Annotated in this window: 19 protein-coding genes; 9 read left to right on the top strand and 10 right to left on the bottom strand. The window is 59.8% G+C overall.

Features of this window, described 5'->3' with window-relative positions; translation table 11 throughout:
- Nucleotides 1–14: 14 nt before the first annotated feature.
- The 3 genes from AC13Q5_RS23425 to AC13Q5_RS23415 form a co-directional block, all read right to left on the bottom strand.
- Nucleotides 15–905, bottom strand: a complete 891-nt coding sequence (locus AC13Q5_RS23425) for an NmrA family NAD(P)-binding protein (protein ID WP_488503320.1) — start codon at nucleotides 903–905, stop codon at nucleotides 15–17.
- A gap of 181 nt (nucleotides 906–1,086) precedes the next feature.
- A complete protein-coding gene (locus AC13Q5_RS23420) occupies nucleotides 1,087–1,911 on the bottom strand; it encodes an alpha/beta fold hydrolase (protein ID WP_488503319.1) in 825 nt (274 codons plus the stop codon).
- An 81-nt stretch (nucleotides 1,912–1,992) separates the two neighbouring features.
- Complete coding sequence (locus tag AC13Q5_RS23415; protein ID WP_075854440.1) at nucleotides 1,993–2,634, bottom strand: HD domain-containing protein; 642 nt, start codon at nucleotides 2,632–2,634, stop codon at nucleotides 1,993–1,995.
- Nucleotides 2,635–2,818: 184 nt separating this feature from the next.
- On the opposite strand from AC13Q5_RS23415, the gene AC13Q5_RS23410 reads away from it, so the two are divergent.
- On the top strand, nucleotides 2,819–3,820 hold the full coding sequence (locus AC13Q5_RS23410) for a helix-turn-helix domain-containing protein (protein ID WP_143525473.1): 1,002 nt from the start codon (nucleotides 2,819–2,821) through the stop codon (nucleotides 3,818–3,820).
- A gap of 4 nt (nucleotides 3,821–3,824) precedes the next feature.
- Here the strand turns inward: AC13Q5_RS23410 and AC13Q5_RS23405 are convergent, their stop codons facing one another.
- Both AC13Q5_RS23405 and AC13Q5_RS23400 read right to left on the bottom strand, forming a co-directional pair.
- On the bottom strand, nucleotides 3,825–4,157 hold the full coding sequence (locus tag AC13Q5_RS23405; protein ID WP_488503318.1) for an Hsp70 family protein: 333 nt from the start codon (nucleotides 4,155–4,157) through the stop codon (nucleotides 3,825–3,827).
- A gap of 458 nt (nucleotides 4,158–4,615) precedes the next feature.
- Nucleotides 4,616–5,950 carry an NtaA/DmoA family FMN-dependent monooxygenase gene (locus AC13Q5_RS23400; RefSeq protein ID WP_075854437.1) on the bottom strand — a complete coding sequence of 445 codons (1,335 nt, stop codon included), beginning with the start codon at nucleotides 5,948–5,950 and terminating at the stop codon, nucleotides 4,616–4,618.
- Nucleotides 5,951–6,235: 285 nt separating this feature from the next.
- On the opposite strand from AC13Q5_RS23400, the gene AC13Q5_RS23395 reads away from it, so the two are divergent.
- Nucleotides 6,236–7,837, top strand: a complete 1,602-nt coding sequence (locus AC13Q5_RS23395; protein WP_488503317.1) for an ABC transporter substrate-binding protein — start codon at nucleotides 6,236–6,238, stop codon at nucleotides 7,835–7,837.
- Nucleotides 7,838–7,877: 40 nt separating this feature from the next.
- Here the strand turns inward: AC13Q5_RS23395 and AC13Q5_RS23390 are convergent, their stop codons facing one another.
- From AC13Q5_RS23390 to AC13Q5_RS23375, 4 genes are read right to left on the bottom strand one after another with little or no spacing between them, the layout of a single operon-like run.
- A complete protein-coding gene (locus AC13Q5_RS23390) occupies nucleotides 7,878–9,026 on the bottom strand; it encodes an acyl-CoA dehydrogenase family protein (RefSeq protein WP_488503316.1) in 1,149 nt (382 codons plus the stop codon).
- A 17-nt stretch (nucleotides 9,027–9,043) separates the two neighbouring features.
- Nucleotides 9,044–10,081, bottom strand: a complete 1,038-nt coding sequence (locus AC13Q5_RS23385; protein ID WP_488503315.1) for an ABC transporter substrate-binding protein — start codon at nucleotides 10,079–10,081, stop codon at nucleotides 9,044–9,046.
- A 10-nt stretch (nucleotides 10,082–10,091) separates the two neighbouring features.
- Nucleotides 10,092–11,270, bottom strand: coding sequence for an LLM class flavin-dependent oxidoreductase (locus tag AC13Q5_RS23380; RefSeq protein WP_488503314.1), 1,179 nt, complete (start codon nucleotides 11,268–11,270; stop codon nucleotides 10,092–10,094).
- Nucleotides 11,271–11,292: 22 nt separating this feature from the next.
- Nucleotides 11,293–12,897 carry an ABC transporter substrate-binding protein gene (locus tag AC13Q5_RS23375; protein WP_488503313.1) on the bottom strand — a complete coding sequence of 535 codons (1,605 nt, stop codon included), beginning with the start codon at nucleotides 12,895–12,897 and terminating at the stop codon, nucleotides 11,293–11,295.
- A 287-nt stretch (nucleotides 12,898–13,184) separates the two neighbouring features.
- Here AC13Q5_RS23375 and AC13Q5_RS23370 point away from each other — a divergent pair, with 287 nt between their 5' ends.
- The 7 genes from AC13Q5_RS23370 (at nucleotide 13,185) to AC13Q5_RS23340 (ending at nucleotide 20,875) form a co-directional block, all read left to right on the top strand.
- Nucleotides 13,185–14,174: an ABC transporter permease gene (locus tag AC13Q5_RS23370; protein ID WP_075854431.1), complete on the top strand. Its 990-nt coding sequence runs from the start codon at nucleotides 13,185–13,187 to the stop codon at nucleotides 14,172–14,174.
- Nucleotides 14,171–15,172, top strand: a complete 1,002-nt coding sequence (locus AC13Q5_RS23365; protein WP_075854430.1) for an ABC transporter permease — start codon at nucleotides 14,171–14,173, stop codon at nucleotides 15,170–15,172. The genes AC13Q5_RS23370 and AC13Q5_RS23365 overlap by 4 nt, the downstream gene beginning before the upstream one ends.
- A complete protein-coding gene (locus AC13Q5_RS23360) occupies nucleotides 15,172–16,167 on the top strand; it encodes an ABC transporter ATP-binding protein (protein ID WP_488503312.1) in 996 nt (331 codons plus the stop codon). Before AC13Q5_RS23365 ends, AC13Q5_RS23360 begins: the two co-directional genes overlap by 1 nt.
- On the top strand, nucleotides 16,145–17,080 hold the full coding sequence (locus AC13Q5_RS23355; protein ID WP_488503311.1) for an ABC transporter ATP-binding protein: 936 nt from the start codon (nucleotides 16,145–16,147) through the stop codon (nucleotides 17,078–17,080). The genes AC13Q5_RS23360 and AC13Q5_RS23355 overlap by 23 nt, the downstream gene beginning before the upstream one ends.
- A gap of 14 nt (nucleotides 17,081–17,094) precedes the next feature.
- Nucleotides 17,095–18,153, top strand: coding sequence for an aldo/keto reductase (locus AC13Q5_RS23350; protein ID WP_075854427.1), 1,059 nt, complete (start codon nucleotides 17,095–17,097; stop codon nucleotides 18,151–18,153).
- Between the two features lie 61 nt (nucleotides 18,154–18,214).
- Nucleotides 18,215–19,450: an acyl-CoA dehydrogenase family protein gene (locus AC13Q5_RS23345; protein ID WP_488503310.1), complete on the top strand. Its 1,236-nt coding sequence runs from the start codon at nucleotides 18,215–18,217 to the stop codon at nucleotides 19,448–19,450.
- Nucleotides 19,451–19,453: 3 nt separating this feature from the next.
- Nucleotides 19,454–20,875 carry an FAD/NAD(P)-binding protein gene (locus AC13Q5_RS23340; RefSeq protein ID WP_488503309.1) on the top strand — a complete coding sequence of 474 codons (1,422 nt, stop codon included), beginning with the start codon at nucleotides 19,454–19,456 and terminating at the stop codon, nucleotides 20,873–20,875.
- A gap of 61 nt (nucleotides 20,876–20,936) precedes the next feature.
- Here AC13Q5_RS23340 and AC13Q5_RS23335 read toward each other — a convergent pair whose 3' ends face one another.
- Nucleotides 20,937–22,556, bottom strand: a complete 1,620-nt coding sequence (locus AC13Q5_RS23335; RefSeq protein ID WP_488503308.1) for an ABC transporter substrate-binding protein — start codon at nucleotides 22,554–22,556, stop codon at nucleotides 20,937–20,939.
- Between the last annotated feature and the right edge of the window lie 75 nt (nucleotides 22,557–22,631).

Here is a 22,631-nt window from a genome sequence, read left to right as displayed (position 1 = left end):
CCTCCAGCTTGCCTTCACGATGCTTTCGCGAAGACGGCACGATTGTTGACGATGAACTCCTGGACCGAGAGTGCTGGCTTGCCGGTGATCTTCTCCACAGCATCGCTGGCGCCTGAGAAGATGCCGTCGCGATAGTTCTGAGCGACTTCAACCAGATGCTGCACAAGGAAAGGAGGGAATTTATAGAGATTTTCCATCTTGTCCTTGAAGACTTCGATCGAGGTCGGCGCGTATTCGATCCTGGCGCCAAGCACATCGCTCATCGCGGCAGCGATTTCGGTGTGATTCAGTTCGATCGGGCCGGTGAGCGTGTAGGTCTTGCCTCCATGGCTTTCCGGATTGGCCAGTATATGGGCGATGACACGGCCCTGGTCGTCGGTCGCGATCGGCGCGTGACGGCCATTCTCGAACGGAAACTCGATCTTCCTCGTGGCCGATATCTCCTTGGCAAAATGCGGATAAACAAGCCAGTCAGCGAAGAAGGTCGGGCGAAGATGCGTTGTCGGGACACCGGACCAGTCGAAGACCCGTTCGGAAACCCAATGATCCTGTGCCGCGTGGCTTGCCGATTCACGACGTGCCGAAATCTGCGACATGTTGACGATTGCCTCGACGCCCGCTTCCTTTGCCGCCTGCGCGAAGTAAGCGGCGGCCCCGATGATCCCTGGTGCGATGGGATGAAGAAAATAGGCTGATCGGACGCCTTCCATGGCGGCTCGAATATCGTCTATATCAGTGAAGTCTCCAACGGCGATATCGACACCGCGCTGCCTCAGCGCCGCCGCCCGCTCGTTATCCGAACGCACATAGGCGCGTACTGACTTCCCCATCTTCAGTAATTCATCGATCGCGGCGCCTCCGGTCCGTCCGGTCGCGCCGCTGACGAGAATGGTTGCTTCGCTCATGGTCTGTTCCTTTCCTGTTTGGGAGCGTTTACTTTCCAAACGATATAGGAGCATATGCTCTTATATTCAAGAGAGCATATGCTCCTAATGTGATCGCGCGTTCATTTATGACTTTGCGCGGTCTCCCCACGAGCGATGCATCCTTGGCGATATCTCGCCCGGCAGGTCGCTCGAAGAACGATTATTCGCGGAGGAAGGCCAGGATATCGGAATTCAATTCCTCCGCATTGACGGTCAACAAGCCATGCGAATAACCGGAATAGACCTTGAGGCGACCATGCTTGAGCAGCTTCACCGAGAGCGGGGCGGAATCCTCATAGGGGACGATCTGGTCGTCTGTGCCGTGCAGCACCAGCGTCGGCACGTCGATCGTCTTGAGGTCCGTGGTGAAATCCGTCTCCGAAAACGCTTTGATACAATCGTAATGCGCTTTCGCTCCGCCCATCATACCCTGACGCCACCAGTTATCGACGACGCCAGGGATAGATTTGGAGCCGGGCCGATTGAAGCCGTAAAAGGGGCCGCTTGGCAGATCGCGGTAGAGCTGTGCGCGGTTGGCCGCCAATGCAGTGCGTATGCCATCGAACACGCTAAGAGGCAGTCCGCCCGGGTTGCTTTCTGTCTTCACCATGATTGGGGGAACGGCACCAGCCAGCACCGCCTTCGCAACACGCCCCCTGCCATGACGGGCAACGTATCGCGCCACTTCTCCTCCGCCGGTCGAATGACCGATGTGGATCGCATCCCGAAGGTCGAGGGCCTCGACGAGTTCCGCGACATCGGTAGCGTAGGTGTCCATATCGTTTCCACTATCCGTCTGTGTGGAGCGGCCATGACCTCTCCGGTCATGGGCGATCACCCGATAGCCCTTGTCGAGAAAGAAGATGAGCTGCGCATCCCAATCATCCGCCGACAAGGGCCATCCGTGGTGGAAAACGAGCGGTTGGCCTGTTCCCCAATCCTTGAAGAAGAGTTCGGTACCGTCCCTTAGTTTAAGAATACCCATGTTAATCTCCGTTCGTGTGCCTCGGTGGTCGATGATTTGTGATTGCGAGAATCCTGCGGCAAGCAGCCCGCCGGATCCGGCTCAGGCTTGCCAGGGCGAGCGGCGAATGACGCTGCAGAAGTTGCCAGGATGAAAGCTGTGATCCTTATCGGCGACGACGTCGGCTTTGACGTTGCCGAAGGTTGTTTCCGGTTTGTGTTTGATGCCGTCGTAGAAGGCCTGGATGATGTCCTCCTTGAAGTGGATCGTGCGGGGGTGCGCTTTCACGACAGCTTCGCGCTGGACATCGGAAAACTCCTGATAGGTCAGGCCAAGGACATCCATCTCGACGCCGGCGGTCACAAGGGCGACAACAGGATGCATGAACTCGGGAATACCGGGCGTCGTGTGCAGGGCAATCGCGGCCCAAACCAGATCGATCTCCGCCTCGGAGATGCCGCGGCCTTTGAGGAAGTCACGGGCGACATCGGCGCCATCGACCTCGAAGCGCTTGTTGGGACTGCTGTGTTCGTGCAGTAGCCCCATGTCGTGAAACATCGCTCCGGCATAGAGGAGTTCGCGATCAAATTTCAGACCGCGCCTCACGCCCGAGAGTGCCCCGAAGTAGTAGACTCGGCTCGAGTGATGAAAGAGGAGCGGCGGGGCTGTGGTGCGAACCAGCTCCGTGATCTCCTTCGCGAGCTTGCTGTCCGGGATCGAAACACCTTCGACATTGAACGACATGCGCGGTCACCTCTCGGTTGGCGGTTCAGACGTCTTGGTCATGGCCTAGTGTGCGGCGACTCTTTCGGGACAGTCGGTTCCACTGCTGGCTGCGGATGCCTGCACTCGTCAAATGGTAGAGATGTGATGGGATGAGGTCTGGTAGGAAGGCGCCCGAGTTGGTATCAATCAACCGAGATCGTTTTTGATCTCAATTGATGGCTCGCATTTCCTTTGCGCGGCAATGCGCAGGGAACAGGATCAGGAAAATTCCAAGAGAATCTTGACCGCATGGGAGGTTCGCGTGCTCGCCGATCGGGTGTCCTTCGCCATTAGCAAGGGATACAGAATCCCGCCGCCTCCGACCGTCGCCGCTCGGATTGCTGGCGCGTCGGAAATTGCGTTCTCGCACTTCAAGAACTTGGAGCCTCAGCGTGGCCTTTCCATGCCATCTCCTCGCGAGGAGGCTTTCGTCTTCAATATCCCGTTAGCGCCGGCCCGCTATCCGATCGTCTCTATCGATGGAAGGCGACAATCCGTCGTTCAGGATCCGGGAAAAGCCTATCTATTTGACTTAACCTCGAGAAACGAAGTTAGCCTGGAGGCAAGTTATGACAGCATACGCATTCATCTGCCGCAAACCACCATCGACTGCATGGCCTATGAGAGGGGCCTTCCCCGAGTTGGAGGTCTCCGGGCCGATTGCCTCGGACAAGACGACGTCGTCCTTTACCGCCTCGCGCTAACGGTATTGCCTGCCATACTCAATTCAGTGCAGGTCACCACAGCATTTATGGAGTACATTGCTTTAGCGTTGCATGATCACGTCATCTATACTTATGGCAATATTCGGAGAAGCGCCAGCACGACGGGCGGGCTGACACCTTGGCAGACCCGCCGCGCTTGCGACTTCATCGAGGCGAATCTCGCTGCCGATCCTTCCATTGCTGAGCTTAGTCGGGAGTGCGGTATCTCCGCGAGCTATTTTGCACGCGCCTTTCGCGTCACGTTCGGTATGACGCCTCACCAGTGGATCACAAGAAGGAGGATCGAGCTGGCAAAGTCGTTAATGGCGCAGACTACGGAAAGCCTCGCCGAGATCGCCGTCATGTGCGGGTTCGTTGATCAAAGTCATTTGGGGCGGCATTTCCTCAGGCTGGAGAGCATCAGTCCCGCCCAGTGGCGCCGGCGGCGGCACCCTGAATAGGGTTTCATTCGGCAATCGACACATCGAAGGTTCCGCCACCCAGATCGAAGACCAAGAACCGGCTTTCATCCTCACGCCTTTGAAGCCCGTAGGCGAGGGCGGCTGCCGTGGGTTCATTGATCAGGCGCTCGACTTTCAGACCGGCCAGTTCCGCGGCCGCTCGGGTTGCGTGGCGTTGACCATTGGAAAAATATGCCGGCACGGAAATAACCGCCTTCGTCGGTTTTTCGCCGGTTGCCGCTTCAGCATCGGCAAGCAGGCTGCGCAAAGCAAAGGATGACAGTTCCTCCGGGCGGAATACACGCCCGCCCAGCTTGGTTTCCCGCGGCGCGCCCATGTAGCGCTTAAACGCAGCAGCGCTGAGATTCAGGTGACTGACGAGGCGGTCGCGCGCCGCGTGGCCGACGACACTCCACCTTCAGCCAGCGAACTGCAGAAAGTGTCAGCACGCTGCCGGATGAATTCGGGAGCAGTACCGATTTGCCGTTTTCGCAACGGCCTATCAAAGAATTCGTCATGCCGAGGTCAATGCCAATGATCATGGAATGTCGTCAATCAAGATTGCGTTCCAGTGCGATATAGGGAGCGTTTACAACCTTGGAATAGTGAGGTTCAGCATGCCTGACTGATATTGCAATCGGAGTGGGCCAAGGTGACAGATCAATGGTTTGCGGTGTCCGGGTGCGTTTCTGGCGGCGATAAATCTGTGGGTCAGCGTCAGTATGGCAATGTCACCAGAGGCAATTACAACTTTCGTCGAAACGCCCGTAGCGTCCATGGATTACGACAAGGCGGTCAGTCCATGTCGGTGTTTTTCCCGCCTTTGAATGGATAAGGCAAGCCATACCGATCGCGGATCGTCTTGTTGTCATAGGTCGTCCTGTAAACGCCGCGCTCCTGAAGAAGCGGAATGACGTTGGCGACGAACTCTTCGATATCGTCGGGCGCTCGTGGCGGCTGCAACGTGTAGCCATCCACCGTACCGTCGGCCCAAAGGTCTATGATGGCATCGGCGACCTCCTCCGGCGTGCCGAGCACGAGGCGATGGTGCCCTTCGGAACGGCGCACCGCTTGGCGCGCCGTCAGCTTTTCGTGAGACAGAAGGTCCGATAGTCCCAGACCCATGCCGACGGCCTGGATGCGATTGGGATCGGGGATGAAGCGCTCAGGATCCAGAACCGCATCCGGATCGAAGCCATCGGGATCGATGCCGTTATCCCTAATGAAGCGGGCAATCAGGCCGTCCTCCGAGCCTGTACCGCTAAAGAGCTCATGCTTGCGCAGGGCTTCCTCGCGGCTCTTTCCCAGAATGGTCACCAGTCCGGGAACGATGCGTATTCCGGAAGGATCACGCCCGAGAACCATGGCCCGATCCTTGACCTTCCTGCCAAAAGCTTGGCCTGCGGGCCGAGAGAGAATGTTGCAGTAGATGATCTCGCCATGGCGGGCCGCTAGATCGATGCCGCCCTCGGAGGCGCCCGCCTGTGCGATCACCGGATGACCCTGTGGTCCGACAGGGACGTTCAGCGGTCCTTGCACAGTAAAATAATCACCGGAATGGTCGATCGCCTGTGCGCTTGCCGCGTCCCAGAAGCGATTTTCCGGGACGTCACCTTCGCGTGCCGGGTCCCAGCTCGACCAGAGCTTCTTGGCGACATCGAGGAATTCGGACGCCTTCGCATAGCGCTCGCTGCGTGGCGGCAAAGGTTCCGCGCCGAAATTGGCGGCAACATTCGGATTGAAGGAGGACACGATGTTGATGATCATGCGCCCGCCCGAAATGATATCGGCGGACTGTGTGCGCCTGGCAAGATTATAGGGTGAGTTATAGGTGGACGACATCGTCGCAACGAAGCCGATATCCGGCACCTGCGCTGCCAGCGCGGTGCACAGGATCAAGGGATCGATCGTATGAAAGGGACGACCATTCGGATCGGTCATCAAGGCGGGATGATCCGAGAAGAAGACCGCGTCGAACAAGCCTTTATGTGCCAGCTCCGTCAGCCGGCGATAGTAGTCGGGGTTGTTGATGTCATGGCGGTCGCCGGTGCGATAGCGCCAGGCATTGGCGAGGTAACCTGTCGTGTTGACGCCGACATTGAGATGGAGCTGTCGTTTCGTGGTCGTCATGCGGCTGCGCCTTTTGTTCCGTGAGGGCGATGCACGCTAGTTCGCGCGGGCAGTTCCCTACAGAATTTATAGACTAATATCGTTCAAGCCGGGGAAAATAATTTCCGTCGATCGCAAGACGAGTGGGCGCCTGCATCATTCTGCGTCGCAAATATCGAATATCCGGGCACGGGAAGGATTGCTTTCGCAGCGCGCTAGAAAAACTGACTTTGGATCTCGTGGTTTCGTGGCGATCATTTTCGCGACGGGTCATCGTGCCCACAACGCCAATTTCGGAGCGAGCAAATGTCGATCAATCGCCGTCACTTCAACCAATTGCTGCTCCTGGGAGGCGCGGGCCTCGCCTTCGGCGGCATTCCGTCATGGGCAGGCGCCGCGGAGACGCCGGTGAGCGGCGGAACCCTGAACTGGGCTTACTATCCCGATCCTACAGCACTGATCGCGATCAACACGTCCTCAGGCACGGGACAGGCGATCGGACCGAAAATCAACGAGGGCCTTCTGGATTTCGACTATGACCTCAACCCAACGGCGCTGCTGGCCACATCGTGGAAGGCGAGCGATGATGGTCTGCGCTATACTTTCACGCTGCGCAAGGGCGTCAAATGGCATGATGGCAAGGACTTCACCTCCGAGGATGTCAAGTTCACCATCTTTCGCCTGAAGGAAGCGCATCCGCGCGGGCGCATCACCTTCCAGAACGTGACATCGGTCGAAACGCCCGATCCCCTGACGGCCGTCATTGTTCTTTCCAAGCCGGCCCCTTACCTGATTTCGGCGCTCGGCAGTTCGGAATCGCCGATCGTGCCGAAGCATGTGTACGAGACCTTCAAACCGACCGAGCAGCCGACCCTTGCGCAGACGATCGGCACAGGTCCCTTCATCCTCAAGGAGTGGGTGCCAGGCAGCCACCTGATCTTCGACCGAAATCCCGATTATTGGGATGCGCCGAAGCCGTATCTCGACCGCGTTGTCCTGCGCGTCATTCTCGATCCGGCGGCAAGGGCTGCGGCGCTCGAGACGCGGGAGATCGATATCGGCGCGAATCCCGTACCGCTATCGGATATCGAGCGGTTGAAGGCCAATACAAACCTTGTCGTCGATACCACGACCTACGCCTATTCCGGGCCGCAGCAGCAGCTGTTCTTTAACTATGAGAACGAGATCTTGAAGAAGAAGGATGTACGGCTGGCGATCGCGCATGCGATCGATCTGCAGAAGCTCGTGGATATTGCCCTGTTCGGCTATGCGCAGGTTTCGCCGAGTCCGATCAGCACCGCTTTGCCGAAATGGTATGATCCGAGCATCAAGGCGCGCGAACCCGACCCAAAGCTTGCCAACAAGCTGCTCGACGATGCCGGCTATCCGCGCGGCGCAAACGGCACACGTTTCAAGCTGCGTCTTGCCTATAACTCTTTTCTCCAGCCCTCCTATGCCGATTTCATCAAGCAATCGCTTGCCGCGATCGGCATCGATGCCGAGATCCTGAAGCTCGATCTCGCCACTTTCCTGAAGACCGTTTACACGGATCGCGCCTGGGACCTGGTGATAGAATCCCTATCCAATACGTTCGATCCGACGCTCGGCGTGCAGCGCGCCTATTGGTCGAAGAACTTCAAGATCGGCCTGGTGTTCTCCAATGCCAGCCACTATTCCAATCCGGAGGTCGACGCTGTTCTTGAAGCTGCCGCCGTCGAGCCGGATGAGGACAAGCGCCGGCAGCTTTGGTACAAGTTCCAGCACATCATCCATGATGATATTGTGTCCGTCGATCTGGTGGCGGCAGGTGCGCAGATCGTTGCCAACAAGCGGGTGAAGAACTTCGCACCGGGAGCGCAGGGCATCAACAACAGCTTCGGCCAGATATGGCTGAGCCCGAACGCCTGAGAGGCCCGGAGAGTTCACGCGCCGCTATCAAAGAGCCGGCTTATACAAGCTGGCTCAATGCGTTTCTGGCTGCGATTGTGCGGATCATATGGCTTTGCGGCGCATGCGACCGGGCAGTGATTGCGTCGCGATGATGGCGCTCGAGCTGGAAGTCGCGATTGAGGCCGGGATTGCCGGCAAGTTCGAGTGCCAGGCTGGTAATGGCAACGGCATTGTCGATGACGACATGGCGGACATGCATGCCATCCATCCCCACTGACCTGCCGGCGTCGACATCCTCGCCCAGCGAGCGAAGCAACCGTGCATTTGTCGCAAGCCGTACCTCGATTTCACCCAGCCCGTCCTGGATGCGCGGCACGGTCGCGATCGGCGCGCCAAGGCTGGCGGGGGCGTGCTTGCTCACAAAGCCAAGAACGCGATTGCGTGCTGATGTCGCGACGCCATGATAGACCGCGCCCAGCAAGCCGAAGAAGAAGGCGGCTGCATGCTCGTCGCGGCGGATCGGTTCGCTGGCCGGCTGCGCCTCGATGAGATCGTCGAGCGGCACCGACACATCTTCGAGGATGATATCGTCGCTTGCCGTCGCGTGCATGCCGGCCGCATTCCAGCTCTTCTCGACGCGCAGGCCAGTAGCGTTCGTCGGCACCAGAAAGGAGGCAAGGCGCGGTTCCTGCTCGTCGGTGACGGCAAGAAGCGATACCCATTTAAGAATAGGGATGCCGGTCACATAGCTCTTATGACCCGTGATGCGCCAGCGATCGCCGTCGCGGCGCGCGACCGTTTCGGGCAGGGCGCCATGGGCCGGTGAGCCGATGCGCGGTTCGGCCTGGGCGTTGTTGATCAACGCCACACCCTGCCTGTTTGCCGATAGAACACGTTCAGCCAGATGCGGCGGCCATTTGCCGAAGCGGCGGATGGCAAAGTGTGAAGTGTAGTGCATGGCAAGCACCAGTGCGGTTGACGGTTCGCCGCGGGCGATCTCACTGATAACGGCCTGCGCCGACGTCAGGCCCTCGCCATGGCCGCCGAGATCTCGACCGCTGACAAGGCCAAGCAGGCCGGCATCGAACAGCTTGTCGAAGTTTTCGAACGGAAATGCACCGCTCGCATCATAATGGGCGGCGGTTTCGGCAAAATCGTCGGCAAGGCATTTGGCCTTGCCGACCAGATCGGTGATTGTGTCGGCCATCGTTGTTACAACATCAATCAGGCGACGGCACGTTCGGCAAAACTGTCGAGATGACGGCGGTCCACCCATTCGCCTATGTCAAAATCGCCGGCGAGAAAGCCGAAATCACGCAGGAAATTCTTGTAGTGCTCGACGGCGTCGACGAGTTCCGGTTCCAATCCCAGGCCGAGATGGCGATGGATTTCCGGGCCATTGGCGGCAAGGACCTGTTCCTCCGTCGCCCCGGATTCCCGCGCCACGAAGCGGCGGGTTTCTTCCGGATGCGCCTCTGCCCAGGTGCTTGCCTTGAAGATCGCCTCGATCAGCTTTCGCACGAGATCGGGGCGTTCGTCGGCCAGCAGGTCGTCGACGGTCAGCACGCGTGGCGAACCGGAATTGATGCGGATTTTCGGATCGGAATGGAAACCGAATTCGGCGACCTGGATGGCGCCGATGAGATTGGCGACGTTGATGCCAGCGGTTCCCTTGACATAAATGGCGTCCACTTCGCCGCGCAGCAGAGCGGCGATCTCCTCGCCATAGGCCTGTCTGCGCTTGAGACCGAAGAGGGAGGGACCTTCCTGGCTCGCGAGGACGGAGTCGGCAAGCGCGATCTCGACAATCTCGACATCGTTGATGGAGAGGCCTTCGAGCGAAAGGGCCGAGACGAGACCCTTGAGCGCGGTGGCGCGCATGAAGTCGACGATCCCTTCCGGGCGGCGGGCAATGCCGAAACGCCGACCCTTGAGATCCTTCGTCGTCCTGATACCGGTTTCCGGCAGCGTGATGATCGCCTGAAACTCATCCGTCCAGGTAATGCCGACGAGGCGGGTGCGGCGTCCTTCCGAGCGCGCGCGAATGGGCGGCACATTGCCGCCATGCCGGAAGGACCAGTCGAGCGTATGGTTGAAATGGCTCTGCCGGATGTTGCGATCCGGAGAGTCGATGATGGATTTCAGCGCGACACCTTCGGCACGAAAGCCATCTTCGAGATAGCCGAGTTGTGCCGCAAGTCCGACCGGTGTCGGAACGGGGCAACGCGTGTACCAGATTTCGGAAATTGCATTGCTGGTCATGACGTTCCTTTCAGTTGCGAAGGCCGGCCTGTTTCATCAGCGGCAGAACCTCGCTTCCGAAGAATTCGAGGTCGTCGCGGAAATCGAAGAAGCTGAGCTGAAGGCCGTCGATACCGGCTGCCTTCAGTTTGAGAAATTGATCGACCACCTGTTCGGGAGAGCCGATGACGCGGATATTGCCGCCGACGAAACGATAGGGGTCCTGCGGATCACGGCCCTTCCAGGCCTGGGCGTCGGAGTTCAGCGACTGGAAACCCTGCGGGGAGCGCTGATCGGCATGGGCGACGATCCGGTCCGCCAGCTCCCAAGCCTCTTTCTCGGTCGGCCGACAAATGACCATCGGATTGAGCAGGGTGCGCACGGTGCGTCCGACATCGGCGGCGGCATCCCTCACCCTCTTCGTATGGGCGGGCAGGGAGGCAAGAGCGCTGTCGATATCGGCGCCCGTCGGGCTGGTGATGAAGACGATATCGGAATAGCGGGCGGCGAAGGCGATGCCGGCATCCGAGCCGGTCGCGTTCACCAGGATCGGCCGGCCGAAATTCGGCTTCGGCGTGACGAAGCCGCCGCCGAGCTTCCAGCTGCTCTGACCCTCGAAGGAGTAGTTCTCGTCGTCGCTCCAAAGTCGCTGTACGACCTCGAGAAATTCGGCCGCAAGCGCATAGCGCTTGTCATGTTCGATGCGCTGCCAGCCGAACATTTCGTGCTCGATGGCCCGATGTCCGGTGACGACATTGATGCCCCACCGGCCGCCAGTGATGTGATCGAGCGTGGCGCCGAACTTGGCAAGGTGCAGCGGATGCCATGGCCCGTAAAGGACATGCATCGTGGAGATGAGCATGATCTTCTTCGTGAGGCCGGCGAGCGCCGCCGTCGAGACGAAACTGTCGAGTGCCTGGCCGTTGAAGACGCCGCCATAGCCGCCCTTGGGAAGCCATTGCGACAGTGCGAACACGAGATCGAAACCCAGCTCCTCCGCACGCAGCGTCAGCGCCTTATTATAGTCGAAGCGCCAGTCGGTGGAGCGTTCGAGCGTCGATTGCGTCCAGCCACCGGCCTGGATCGGCAGAAAGAGGCCGAGCAGCACGGGTTGTTTCAGCGCCTGCGACAGCGGGCTATCTGGAAAATCGGTCGGCGCGGCGAATTTCGGCAGACCCACGATGGAGCCGGGAGGGTGCTGGATGGACATGGCGTTCCGTGCTTTCGATGCTTCAGGCGGTCGCGACATAGGCGTAGGCAAGGCTGCCCGCTATGCCTTCGCCGCCGAGCGTATGATCGGCGATGCGCTTGTTGTAGATAGTCAGTTCCGGCTGACTGACGATGTCGAGAGCTGGCAGGTCCTCGACGAGGATCTCCTGGATTTGCCGCCATTGTTCGACCCGTTTTTTCGGGTCCACCTCGATGGCAGAGGCCTCTAGGAGAGCATCAACCTTCGGATTGCTATAGGCGGAGCCATTGGAGAAGGGCACGCCGGGCTTGAAGTTCTTGCTCCAGTAAAGCCGTTGCACGCCGACGGTCGGATCGAAGAGATTGCTCATTCCTTCATAGGCGAAATCGAAGTCGCGATCGGTGTAGATGCGCTTGGTATAGGTGGCGAAATCCTGGCTGCGCACAGTTACCTCGACACCGACCTTGGCAAGCGCCTGACGGATATATTCAGAGCCGCGGCTATAGGGTTCACCGCTCGGCACATAGTCGAGATTGAGGCGAAGGCGCACGCCATCCGAGCCGCGTGGATGACCGGCTTCATCCAGCAGCTTTTCTGCGGCGCTAAGGTCGATCGGATAGGTCTTCAGATCGGGGACATACCATTTCGCCAGGTTGGGGTTGATCGGGCCGGGGATAGGCTCGCCGTAGCCGTAGTTGATGGTATTGCGGATCACCTTGCGGTCGATGACATGGGCGAAGGCCCGTCGCACGCGAATATCCTTGAAGACCGGCTTCTCGAGATTGAATTCGATGCGGCTGACGCCATTGGCGTATTGATAGCCCCTTGTCTCGAAAGCGAGGCTGTCGAGGCTCTTGAAACGTTCGAGATCGCTCAAGGGGACGGGCGTTGATGGCGCCAGATCGATTTCGCCGGTTTCGATCGCGATGGAGCGGGCAGCGGCATCGGGGATGAAGCGGACGATCAGCTGATCGAGATAGGGGCGAGGCTGGTCCCAATAATCGGGATTGCGCTCATAGACGATGTGGCTGCCGCGTACCCATTCCTTGAACCTGAATGGTCCCGTGCCGACGGGCGCCAGATTGACCGGATTTTCGGCGATCTTCGTGCTCTCATAGAGATGCCGGGGAACGATCGGAGACTCCGACGCCGCGAGTGCAGTAATCAGGTAGGGCGCGGGCTTGGAAAGCACCAGAATTGCGGTCAGAGGATCGGGCGTTTCGATATCGACGAGATTGAGAAACGTGTTGCGCCCGCGTGGGTGAACGTCCTTGAGTGTCCTAATCGAAAAGGCAACATCGTCAGCCGTAAACGGCTTGCCATCATGCCATTTGACGCCTTCGCGCAGCTTGAAGCTGTAGCGAAGGCCATCGTCGCTGACTGTCCATTGTCTGGCCAGCAGAGGCTGCGGGTTGAGGTCGAAGTCGTAAGTCAGAAGCCCCTCGGTCACCTTCGGCGACACATAGACCGAGTTGAAAGCCGTGTGGGCGATAGTGGTCAGAACCGGCGGTTCGGCAGAGAGCAGCAGAGTTGCCGAGCCGCCACGGGTTGGAGCAGCAAATACCGCCGTTCCCGTCATGACGGTCGCGCCCAAGGCCGCGGACGACAGCAGAAAACTGCGGCGAGAAATTGCTGGGAGTCTGATCATCTAAGGTTGCCTCGTGTCTCTGTGACCGCGCTGCGATTTGCCAGCGGCGGCTGGTTTTATCTTCTCGATGAGAGTGGTTCCCGTAGGTTCCTTTATTCTCTTTGTTTGATTTCTTAGGAAAAATAACTTTATTTTATTTAATACTTGGTGATTTATTCCAATTTCACCTTATAATTTGAGAAATTATGGAAATATCTACCGATATTGATTTGACAAAACCTACAGATTTAGTCAACTACTATTGCGATGCAGCGGCCAGAAATCCGTGGCGCTGCCGAGGGGTTTTGATGTCAGCATATATGCGGATAGGGCGAACGCTACGCCGGACAGCCATTCAGGCAGTGCCGACCGTATTCGGCATCGTCATCCTGAATTTCTTCCTACTGAAGCTGGCACCGGGTGACGCGGCCGATGTCATGGCGGCCGAAGCCGGTTCGGCAACGGTCGAGACGATGGCAGCCCTGCGAGAGCGTTTCGGTCTCGACAATCCGATCCTCGTGCAGCTTGCGAATTATCTCAATAATCTCGCGCATTTCAGCCTTGGCTTTTCGCCGCGCTACGGCATGCCGGTGGCCGATCTGATTGGCCAGCGCTTGCCTGGCACCCTGACCCTGATGTTGGCCGCGCTCATCTTTGCGATCGTGATCGGCCTGACACTCGGATCGTTGATGGCGAGCTTTGCCGGACGGCTGCCGGACCGGCTGATCTCGATCGTCTCTCTGCTCTTTTATTCGATCCCGGGTTTCTGGATCGGGCTGATGCTGATCCTCCTGTTTTCCGTGAAGCTCGGCTGGCTGCCGAGCGGCGGCGACAGCACCATCGGCTCGCGATTGACCGGTCTGCCGGCGCTGCTTGACCGGGTGCGCTACATGGTGCTGCCGGCCATATCGCTCGCGCTCTTCTATCTCGCCATCTACGCAAGACTGACGCGCGCCGCCATGCTGGAGGTCAAGTCGCAGGATTTCGTGCGTACCGCGCGGGCGAAAGGCGTCTCGCCATTCATGCTGACGACGCGGCATGTGCTGCGCAACGCGTTGATCCCGATCACCACCATGGCCGGCATGCATTTTGGCGGGATGCTTGGTGGCGCCGTCGTCGTCGAAACCGTTTATAGCTGGCCCGGTCTCGGGCGATTGGCCTTCGAGGCGGTCATGGCCCGTGATTTCAGCGTGCTCCTCGGCATCCTGCTTCTCTCCTCACTTCTCGTCATCATCGCCAACGCTGCAGTCGACCTTCTGCAAGCCTGGCTGGACCCAAGGATCGGAGCAAGCCGATGAAAGCGCAGGAGCTGAAAGTCTATGCGGATACGGCACGTGACTTTCCTGCAGAGGCGTCAGAAACACAGGCAAAGGCTGCGCCTGTTCCGGAACGCCGCTGGACCCATGTTCACGCGCCCGATGCGCGCACGACAGCGGTATCGGGCGGGCGCTGGCAGGGGCGCCGGCGCGAGCTCAGGATCTTTCTTGCCAACCCCAATGCGCTCTTCGGCTTAGCCGTCCTCTTCGGCATCGTGCTTGCCGCCCTGCTTGCGCCGGTGTTCTATCCCGGCGATCCGCTGGAGATGGTGGCGCGCCCCTTCCTGTGGCCGGGGCAGAATCCGACCTATCCGCTGGGCACGGATTCCATGGGCCGCGATGTTCTTGCTGGCATTCTGCACGGCGCTCAGATCTCCCTGACGGTCGGTATCGCTGCGACGTTGCTCGGCCTTGGTGCCGGTGTGACCGTCGGCGCGTTTGCCGGATATTTTGGCGGCCTGGTCGATGATCTCCTCGTCAAGCTCATCGAAATTTTCCAGACCATACCAAGCTTCGTTCTCCTCGTGGTTCTGGTTGCGATCGCGCAGCCGACCACATCGACCGTGACGATTGCGATCGCGATCGTCAGCTGGCCGACGGTTGCGCGGCTGACCCGCGCCGAATTCCGCGCCATTCGGGAAAAGGATTATGTGCTCGCCGCCCGCAGCCTAGGCTTCGGCCATGCCCGCATCATCTTGCGGGAGATCCTCCCGAATGCCCTGCCACCCCTGATCGTCACGTCCTCGGTTATGGTCGCCAGCGCGATCCTGATGGAATCGGCTCTGTCTTTCATGGGGCTTGGCGATCCCAACCGTGTCTCCTGGGGCTCCATGATCGGTGCCGGACGCGACGTGATCCGCACGGCCTGGTATCTCACCGCCTTGCCGGGCCTTGCGATCGTCTTCACGGTCCTGTCGCTCAATCTCATCGGCGATGGCCTGAACGACGCGCTTAATCCCCGCTTCTCGGAGGAGCGCTAATGACCGGGCTTCTGGATGTTCGCGATTTCTCCGTCGGCTTCGGCGCGGCACAGCCCGTTAAGGGTGTCAGCTTCAGCGCCGCAGCCGGCGAGATGCTGGCGATCGTCGGGGAATCCGGTTCCGGCAAGTCGCTGACGGCTCTCGGCCTGATGGGGCTTTTGCCCCGGCATGCGAAGATGGCGGGCGAGATCGTCTTTGACGGACGCGATCTCCTGAAATTGCCCGAGCGCGAGATGCGCGGCATTCGCGGGCACGACATCGCCATGATCTTTCAGGAGCCGATGACCTCGCTCAACCCCGTACTGACGATCGGCGACCAGATCATCGAAGTGCTGCGCATTCATGAAAAATTGAGCCGCAAGCAGGCGCGTCAGCGTGCGATCGACCTGCTTGACCTTGTCAGCATCCCGGAGCCTGGCAAGCGCGTCGATGACTATCCCCATCAGCTTTCAGGCGGCATGCGTCAGCGTGTGATGATTGCCATCGCGGTTGCTTGCAGTCCACGGCTCCTGATCGCCGACGAGGCGACGACTGCACTCGACGTGACAATCCAGGCGCAGGTCCTGCAATTGCTCGATCGCCTGCGCAGCCAGCTCAACATGGCCGTGATCCTCATCACGCATGACCTCGGCATCGTCGCGCAATGGGCCGATCGTGTCGTCGTGATGTATGCTGGCCGAAAGATCGAACAGGGCCTGCCCGGCGCGTTGTTCGAGACGCCCTATCATCCCTATACGCAAGGCTTGCTTGCCGCTTCGCCGCGGCTGAAAGCCGACTATCACTATCGCGACGGGCCGTTGACCGAAATTCGTGGTTCGATTGTCTCGGCAGCTGGCGAGCAGGGCTGTTCGTTCCGGCCGCGCTGTCCGGTGGCACGACCGGCCTGCGGGCAAGCCGTACCGCCGCTTGTCGCAGTTTCGGCCAGCCGTGAGGTCGCCTGTCCCTATGTTCCAGCCGTTGTGGAGAGAGCCCATGTCGCTTCTGTCGGTCGATAGGCTCTCCACGCACTATCCCGCCGCGGCTGGGACAGTGCGGGCCGTGGATGACGTATCGCTTGAGATCCTTGAGGGTGAGACCGTGGCGCTGGTCGGTGAATCCGGCTGCGGCAAGTCGACCCTTGGCAAGTCCTTGATGCGCCTCATCGATCCCACCTCCGGACAGGTGACCTTCAAGGGACGCGATATCGCTGCAATGTCGGGCAACGAATTGCAGGCGATCCGCCGGCACATCCAGATGATTTTCCAGGACCCGTTTGCCTCGCTCAATCCGCGCCAGACGATCCGCGCGATCCTGACGGCGCCGCTTGCAGTCCACGGCATCGGCGATCGCAAGAGCCGCGATGCCATAGCGGCTTCGATGGTTGCTCATGTCGGCCTGCCCCCGGATTCGCTCGATCGCTATCCGCATGAGTTTTCCGGCGGCCAGCGTCAACGCATCGGCATTGCCCGCGCGCTGGTCCTACAGCCGGAGCTTGTCATCTGCGACGAGCCCGTTTCCGCACTCGATCTGTCGATCCAGGCGCAGATCCTCAATCTTCTCGTCGAGATGAAGACGGAGTTGTCGCTTTCCTATCTTTTCATCTCCCACGATCTTTCGGTCGTGCGCTACTTCGCCGATCGCGTGCTGGTCATGTATCTCGGCCGCATCGTTGAAAGCGCGCCGACGGCAAGGCTCTGGAGCGATGCCAAGCATCCCTATACGCAGGCGCTGCTTTCCGCCGTGCCTGATCCGTCGCGGCGCAAGCAGGCCGCGCCGATCACCGGCGACCTGCCAAGCCCACACAATCCGCCATCCGGCTGCCGTTTCCACACGCGCTGTCCGCTCGCAACAGACATTTGCCGGACCGACGATCCGGCCTATCGCCAAATGGGCAGCGGCCATGCGGTTGCCTGCCATCACGCAGAATGAAATGGAGAAATGACATGGTCGACTATCGCTATCTCGGGCGCAGCGCGCTGAAGGTATCGCCCCTTACTCTTGGAACCATGATGTTCGGCGGTCCGACGCCCGACGACGTCGCCTTCCGCATCATCGACAAGGCTCGCGATCAGGGCATCAATTTCATCGACACCGCCGATGTCTATCATGACGGCAAATCGGAAGAGGTGGTCGGTCGTGGCATCAAGGCAAATCGCGATCATTGGGTGCTGGCGACGAAGTTCGTCAACTCGCACACGAAAGGCCCCAATCTCGGCGGCCATTCGCGCAAGTGGGTGATCGAAACGGTCGAAAACTCGCTGCGCCGCCTCAACACCGATTACATCGATATCCTCTATTTCCACCGCGCCGTCTTCGACGCGCCGCTGGAGGAGCCGGTGCGCGCGATTGCCGATCTTATCCGGGCCGGCAAGCTCAGGTACTTCGGTGTGTCGAATTTCCGCGGCTGGCGCATCGCCGAGATTTCGCATCTTGCCGACCAGCTCGGCATCGATCGGCCCGTCGCGAGCCAGCCGCTCTACAATATCGTCAATCGTACCGCCGAGGCCGAGCAGCTGCCGGCCGCCTATCATTATGGTCTCGGCGTGGTCTCCTACTCGCCGCTGGCGCGTGGCGTGCTGACGGGCAAGTATGAGCCCGGTCAGGCGCCGGCGGCAGACACGCGCGCTGGCCGCGGCGACAAGCGCATTCTTGAAACCGAATGGCGTCCTGAATCCATCACCATCGCCCAGGAAATTGCCGCGCATGCTGCCGCCAAGAACGTTACGCCGACCGAATTCGCCATTGCCTGGGTGCTGAACAACCGGCTGATCACCTCGGCGATTACGGGGCCGCGTACGGAAGAGCACTGGGATAGCTATTTAAGTGCCCTCGATGTCAAGCTTACCGCCGAGGACGAAGCCCTGGTCGATCGCCTTGTCACGACAGGCCATCCGTCCACGCCGGGCTTCAATGATCCGAGCCATCCAGTCGAAGGCCGGGTTCCCGTGAGCGCCGCCGGCGATGCTGAAAACGTCGTCCCGCTTGCCCGCGCCGTCGCGTAACGACCAAGCCCAAGGCCCTGCTTGAGCAGGGCCTCTCCTTCCGGCGCGAAAAGAACTGTTCATGCCCACCATCGTTTCATCAGTCATACCTGCCGTTCCCGTCGCAACCGATCGGGCAACACTGCTTGCGAGAGTGCCGGATCTTGCTGCGGAGATCGCAAAAGGCGCGGCAAGACGGGATCTCGAACGGGAGCTGCCGCATGAGGCTTTCGAGCTGTTCAGGCAAGCGGGCCTTGGCGCTTTGCGCATATCGACGAGCCTTGGCGGGCCTGGCGGATCGGTGCTCGACTACATCGAGATGGTGATGGCGATCGCCGCCGCGGACTCCAACGTTGCTCATGCGCTCAGGAGTCATTTCAATTTCACCGAGGCCTTATCGCTCAATCCGGGCAGCGCGGTCGATCGCACGCAGCTTGCCCGCGTCCTGAGCGGCAAGCTCTTCGGTGGTGCCCACACGGAACAGAGGACGAAACGCCCCGGAGAGGTGACGACACGACTGACGAAATCCGGCGATAGCTTCAGGCTCAACGGGCGAAAGTGGTATGCGACCGGCACGGCGTTTGCCGACTTTGCCTCGTTCAGCGCCAAGGACGATGAAGACCAGCTCGTCAGCGTCTTGCTGCCGGTCGATCGCAAGGGGATCACCATTCTCGACGATTGGGATGGCATGGGGCAGCGCCTGACGGCAAGCGGCGGCGTGCTTCTTGATGACGTGGAAGTGCTGCCACATGAGATTTCGAGGCGTGGGCTGAACACCTTGATCGGCAGGCATACGTCCACGCTGCGTCAGCTTCATCTCGCCGCCTCGATGGCAGGTGCGGTTCGCGGCGCGCTGAACGAGGGTACGGATTACGTGCGCAGGCAGGCGCGCTCGGCGGCTCATAGTGCGGCCGAGACAGCCAATGCCGATCCATTCGTGCAAAAAATATTGGGCGAGATCGCAGCCAATTCTTTCGCCGTCGATACGCTGATCCGCGAAAGCGCCCGCGCGCTCGATCGGACGGCTGCGGCCTTCGCCGGCGATGATCCGCAGATTTTGGAGACGGCTCTGGTCGAAAGCGCGCTGACGACGGCGCGCACCCAGATCGTCGCATCGCAACTTGCCCTTGCCGCCGCGACCAACGTCTTCGAGCTCGGCGGCGGTTCGGCGACATCGCGCCATCTCAATCTCGACCGCCATTGGCGCAACATCCGCACCGTGCTGAACCATAACCCCTTGCTGCACAAGGCGCGGGTGGTGGGTGACTATTACATCAACGGTACGACGGCGCATCTGGAAGAAGGCAAGGTCTTCTGAGCCATGTACATCGACCCGCATTCTCATCATTCCGTTGTCATCGTCGGTGGCGGCTTTGCTGGCGCCCTGACGGCGATCAAGCTGCTCGACAAGACGGAGGTGCCGCTTTCAATCACGATACTGGAACCTCGCGAGGAGCTCGGGCGCGGAGTCGCCTATAGCACCACCGAGGCCGTTCATCTCGTCAATGGGCCGGCGAGCACATTTTCCCTTCATCCGGAGGAGCCTGATCATCTCGTTCGCTGGCTCGCCGGCAATGCCTCCCAATACGGCTGGACACCGCCCGCCGATATCGCCGGTAGCTTCCCGCCGCGCTACATCTTTGGAACCTATGTCCGCGATGAGCTGAACCGTGCAATCACGGGCGCACGAGCAGGATCGACATTCCGGCATGTCAAGGCTTCGGCGACCGGCCTTGTTTCCGCTCCGCACAAAGTGCGGATCACGACGAGCGCGGGTCAGAGCCTGGATGCTGACGAAGTCGTCCTGGCGCTTGGTGTCTTCCAGCCTCCGCTCAATCCACGGGAAACTTCCGTTGCGGATCATCCCGCTTTTGTGGCATCTCCCTGGGATGCAGCTGCCTTGGATCGCGTGGTGAATGCCGACGAAATCCTGCTCATCGGGTCGAGCCTGTCGATGGTCGATGCGGTCGCCAGCATGGAAGCGCGCGGTTTTCGCGGCCGATATCAGGCGATATCCAGGCGCGGCCAATTGATCGAAAGCCGGCGAAACGCCGTGCTCGAGCGTGATTTTCTCGCCGAAGGACCTTTGCCGAGGACGGCGCGCGCGTTGCTATCGATCGTCAAGGCCGAGCGCCGCGCATTGGCCGCTGCAGCCAAGGATTGGCAAGCGCTGCCGCTTGCGATCCGGCCCTATATTCTGCCTCTATGGCAAAAGGCTGATGATGCGGAGAGACTACGATTTGCCCGCCATCTGCGGGCATTTTGGGACGTGACCGCCCATCGGGCCGCGCCCGAGAGTTATCGCGCCATCACCGATGCGATTGCCGAGGGCCGCTTCCGGCATCAGCCGGCACGATTGTTCGGTCTGAAGCCCGCCGGCGACTTGATCGCAGCCACGCTAAAGACTCGATCGGGCACTCATAGGCAGTCCTTCGGCGGCATTATCGATTGCCGTGGTCATCAGCTGCACGACTGGCGACGCATTTCCGATCCCTTCGTCAGGAGCCTCGTCGAAAGCGGCGAAGTGCGTCCGCACAGCACCGGCTTCGGCATCGATGCCACGGTAGAAGGGGATGTCATTTCTGAAGAGGGCCGTGTCCATCGCAACATTAGCGCCATCGGCCATCCGCTTCGAGGCGTTGCCTGGGAGTCGAGCTCGATCACCGAACAGCGTGCTCAGGCGATCGCGCTGGCGGATCGTATCCTGAGCAAACTCACTCCTCTTGCTCTCGCAGCTTCGTAAGCCGACAGAAAAGAAGGGGGGCGCCGCACCGCCCCTGAAGAGAATACGCCGTTTCCGCGCGTTAGCCTTCGCCTTCCTTGATATAGACATCGGCGAAATTCGATTGCACGCCTTCGGCACCAGTCGTGTGGTTCTTGACGCGCTTGTTGAAGACGGTGACATTTTCGAGCGCGATCAGATTGATGACGGGAAGCTCGTCGGCGATAATCTTCTGGAAGTCGTTGAATTCCTGCTTGCGCTTTGCTTCATCGACCTCGACCGATGCCGTCTCGAGCAGGCGATCGACCTCCGGGTTCTGATAGTGGCTTGCGTTGGAGAAGGGCAATCCCAGCTTGAAGTTCTTCGACCAATAGATGCGCTGTACGCCGAGCGTCGGGTCGAACTGGTTGCCGAGATATTCCGCCGTCAGGTCGAAGGCACGCTCGGTATAGACCTTCTGGATGTAGGTCGAGAAATCGTAGGAGTCGATCCTTGCATCGATGCCGATGCGCGCAAGGTTCTGTTTCAGATATTCGGCAACGCGCTTGAAGCCTTCATTGTAGGAATTGTGCGTCAGGCGAAGCGAGAAGCGGTTGCCGCTGCCGTCTCGCTTGTAGCCGGCTTCGTCCAGCAATCGCTCGGCCGCCTTGAGATCGAAGGCATAGGGCTTGATTGACGTATCCAGATATTGCGGCAGGAAGGTGCTGATGGGCGTCGGCGAGACGTGCCCGTAGCCATACCAGACCGTATTGAGGATGACGTCGAGGTCGATCGCGTGGGCGATCGCGCGGCGGACGCGGACGTCCTTCAGATACTCGTTGTCGAGATTGAGGATGAGCTGTGTCTGGTCGCCCTTCGTCTCGTAGCCGCGCGAATCGATGCCGATATTCGGCAGTGCCTTGATGCGTTCGAGATCGGCGAGCGGAATGGGATTGTCGCCGCCGAGATCAAGTTCGCCGGTTTCGAAGCCGGCCGCACGGGCGGCGCCATCGGGCACGAAACGCACGACGATCTGATCGAGGTAGGGCTTGCCGGCATCCCAGTAATCGGGATTGCGCTCGAGAATGATATGGGAGCCGCGTACCCATTGCCGAAAAATGAAGGGGCCTGTGCCGATGGGCGCGCTGCCGTTGGGATTGGTCGGAACATCGGCGATCTTCACGCCCTCATAGATATGTTTAGGCACGATCGGGGATTCGGCCGCATAAAGCGCCTTCAAGAGATAGGGTGCCGGCTTGGAGAGGCGGAATATCGCGGTCAGCGGATCAGGCGTATCGATCGCGATGACGTTGGCGAACGAGCCGCGCCCACGCGGATGGACCTGCTTCAGGAGCTCGATCGAATAGGCCACGTCCGCCGAGGTAAACGGCTTGCCGTCGTGCCATTTGACGTTGGGTCTGAGCTTGAACGTATAGGTCAGTCCATCGGGAGCGACCGACCATTCGGTTGCGAGCTGCGGCTTTGGCGTGAGGCCGAAGTCGTAGGTGAGTAGGCCTTCGGTCACTTTCGGACTGATCTTCTGCGTTCCACCGGCGGTATGGGCTAGCGCCAGGATGGTCGGCGGCTCGGGTTCGACGATGAAATTGAGCGTGCCGCCTCTTGCCGGTGTCGGCTCCGCCGCGCGTGCCGCGAAGGATGGGAGGAGCGTCGCCGCGGTAGAGAGTAGCAGCAGGTGATTGAAACGGCGGCGATTGATGGTCATTGGATTTCCTTGCCGGCTAAACAGATGCGGTTCCTATGCGAAGTGTGGCGGACGGCGCAGAGCGGCCTTGAGCCG

The sequence above is a fragment of the Martinezella sp. CNPSo 3964 genome, assembly GCF_057784375.1.
Note: the sequence above shows the minus strand (reverse complement) of the source record. Positions and strands in the feature narration are given on the sequence as shown.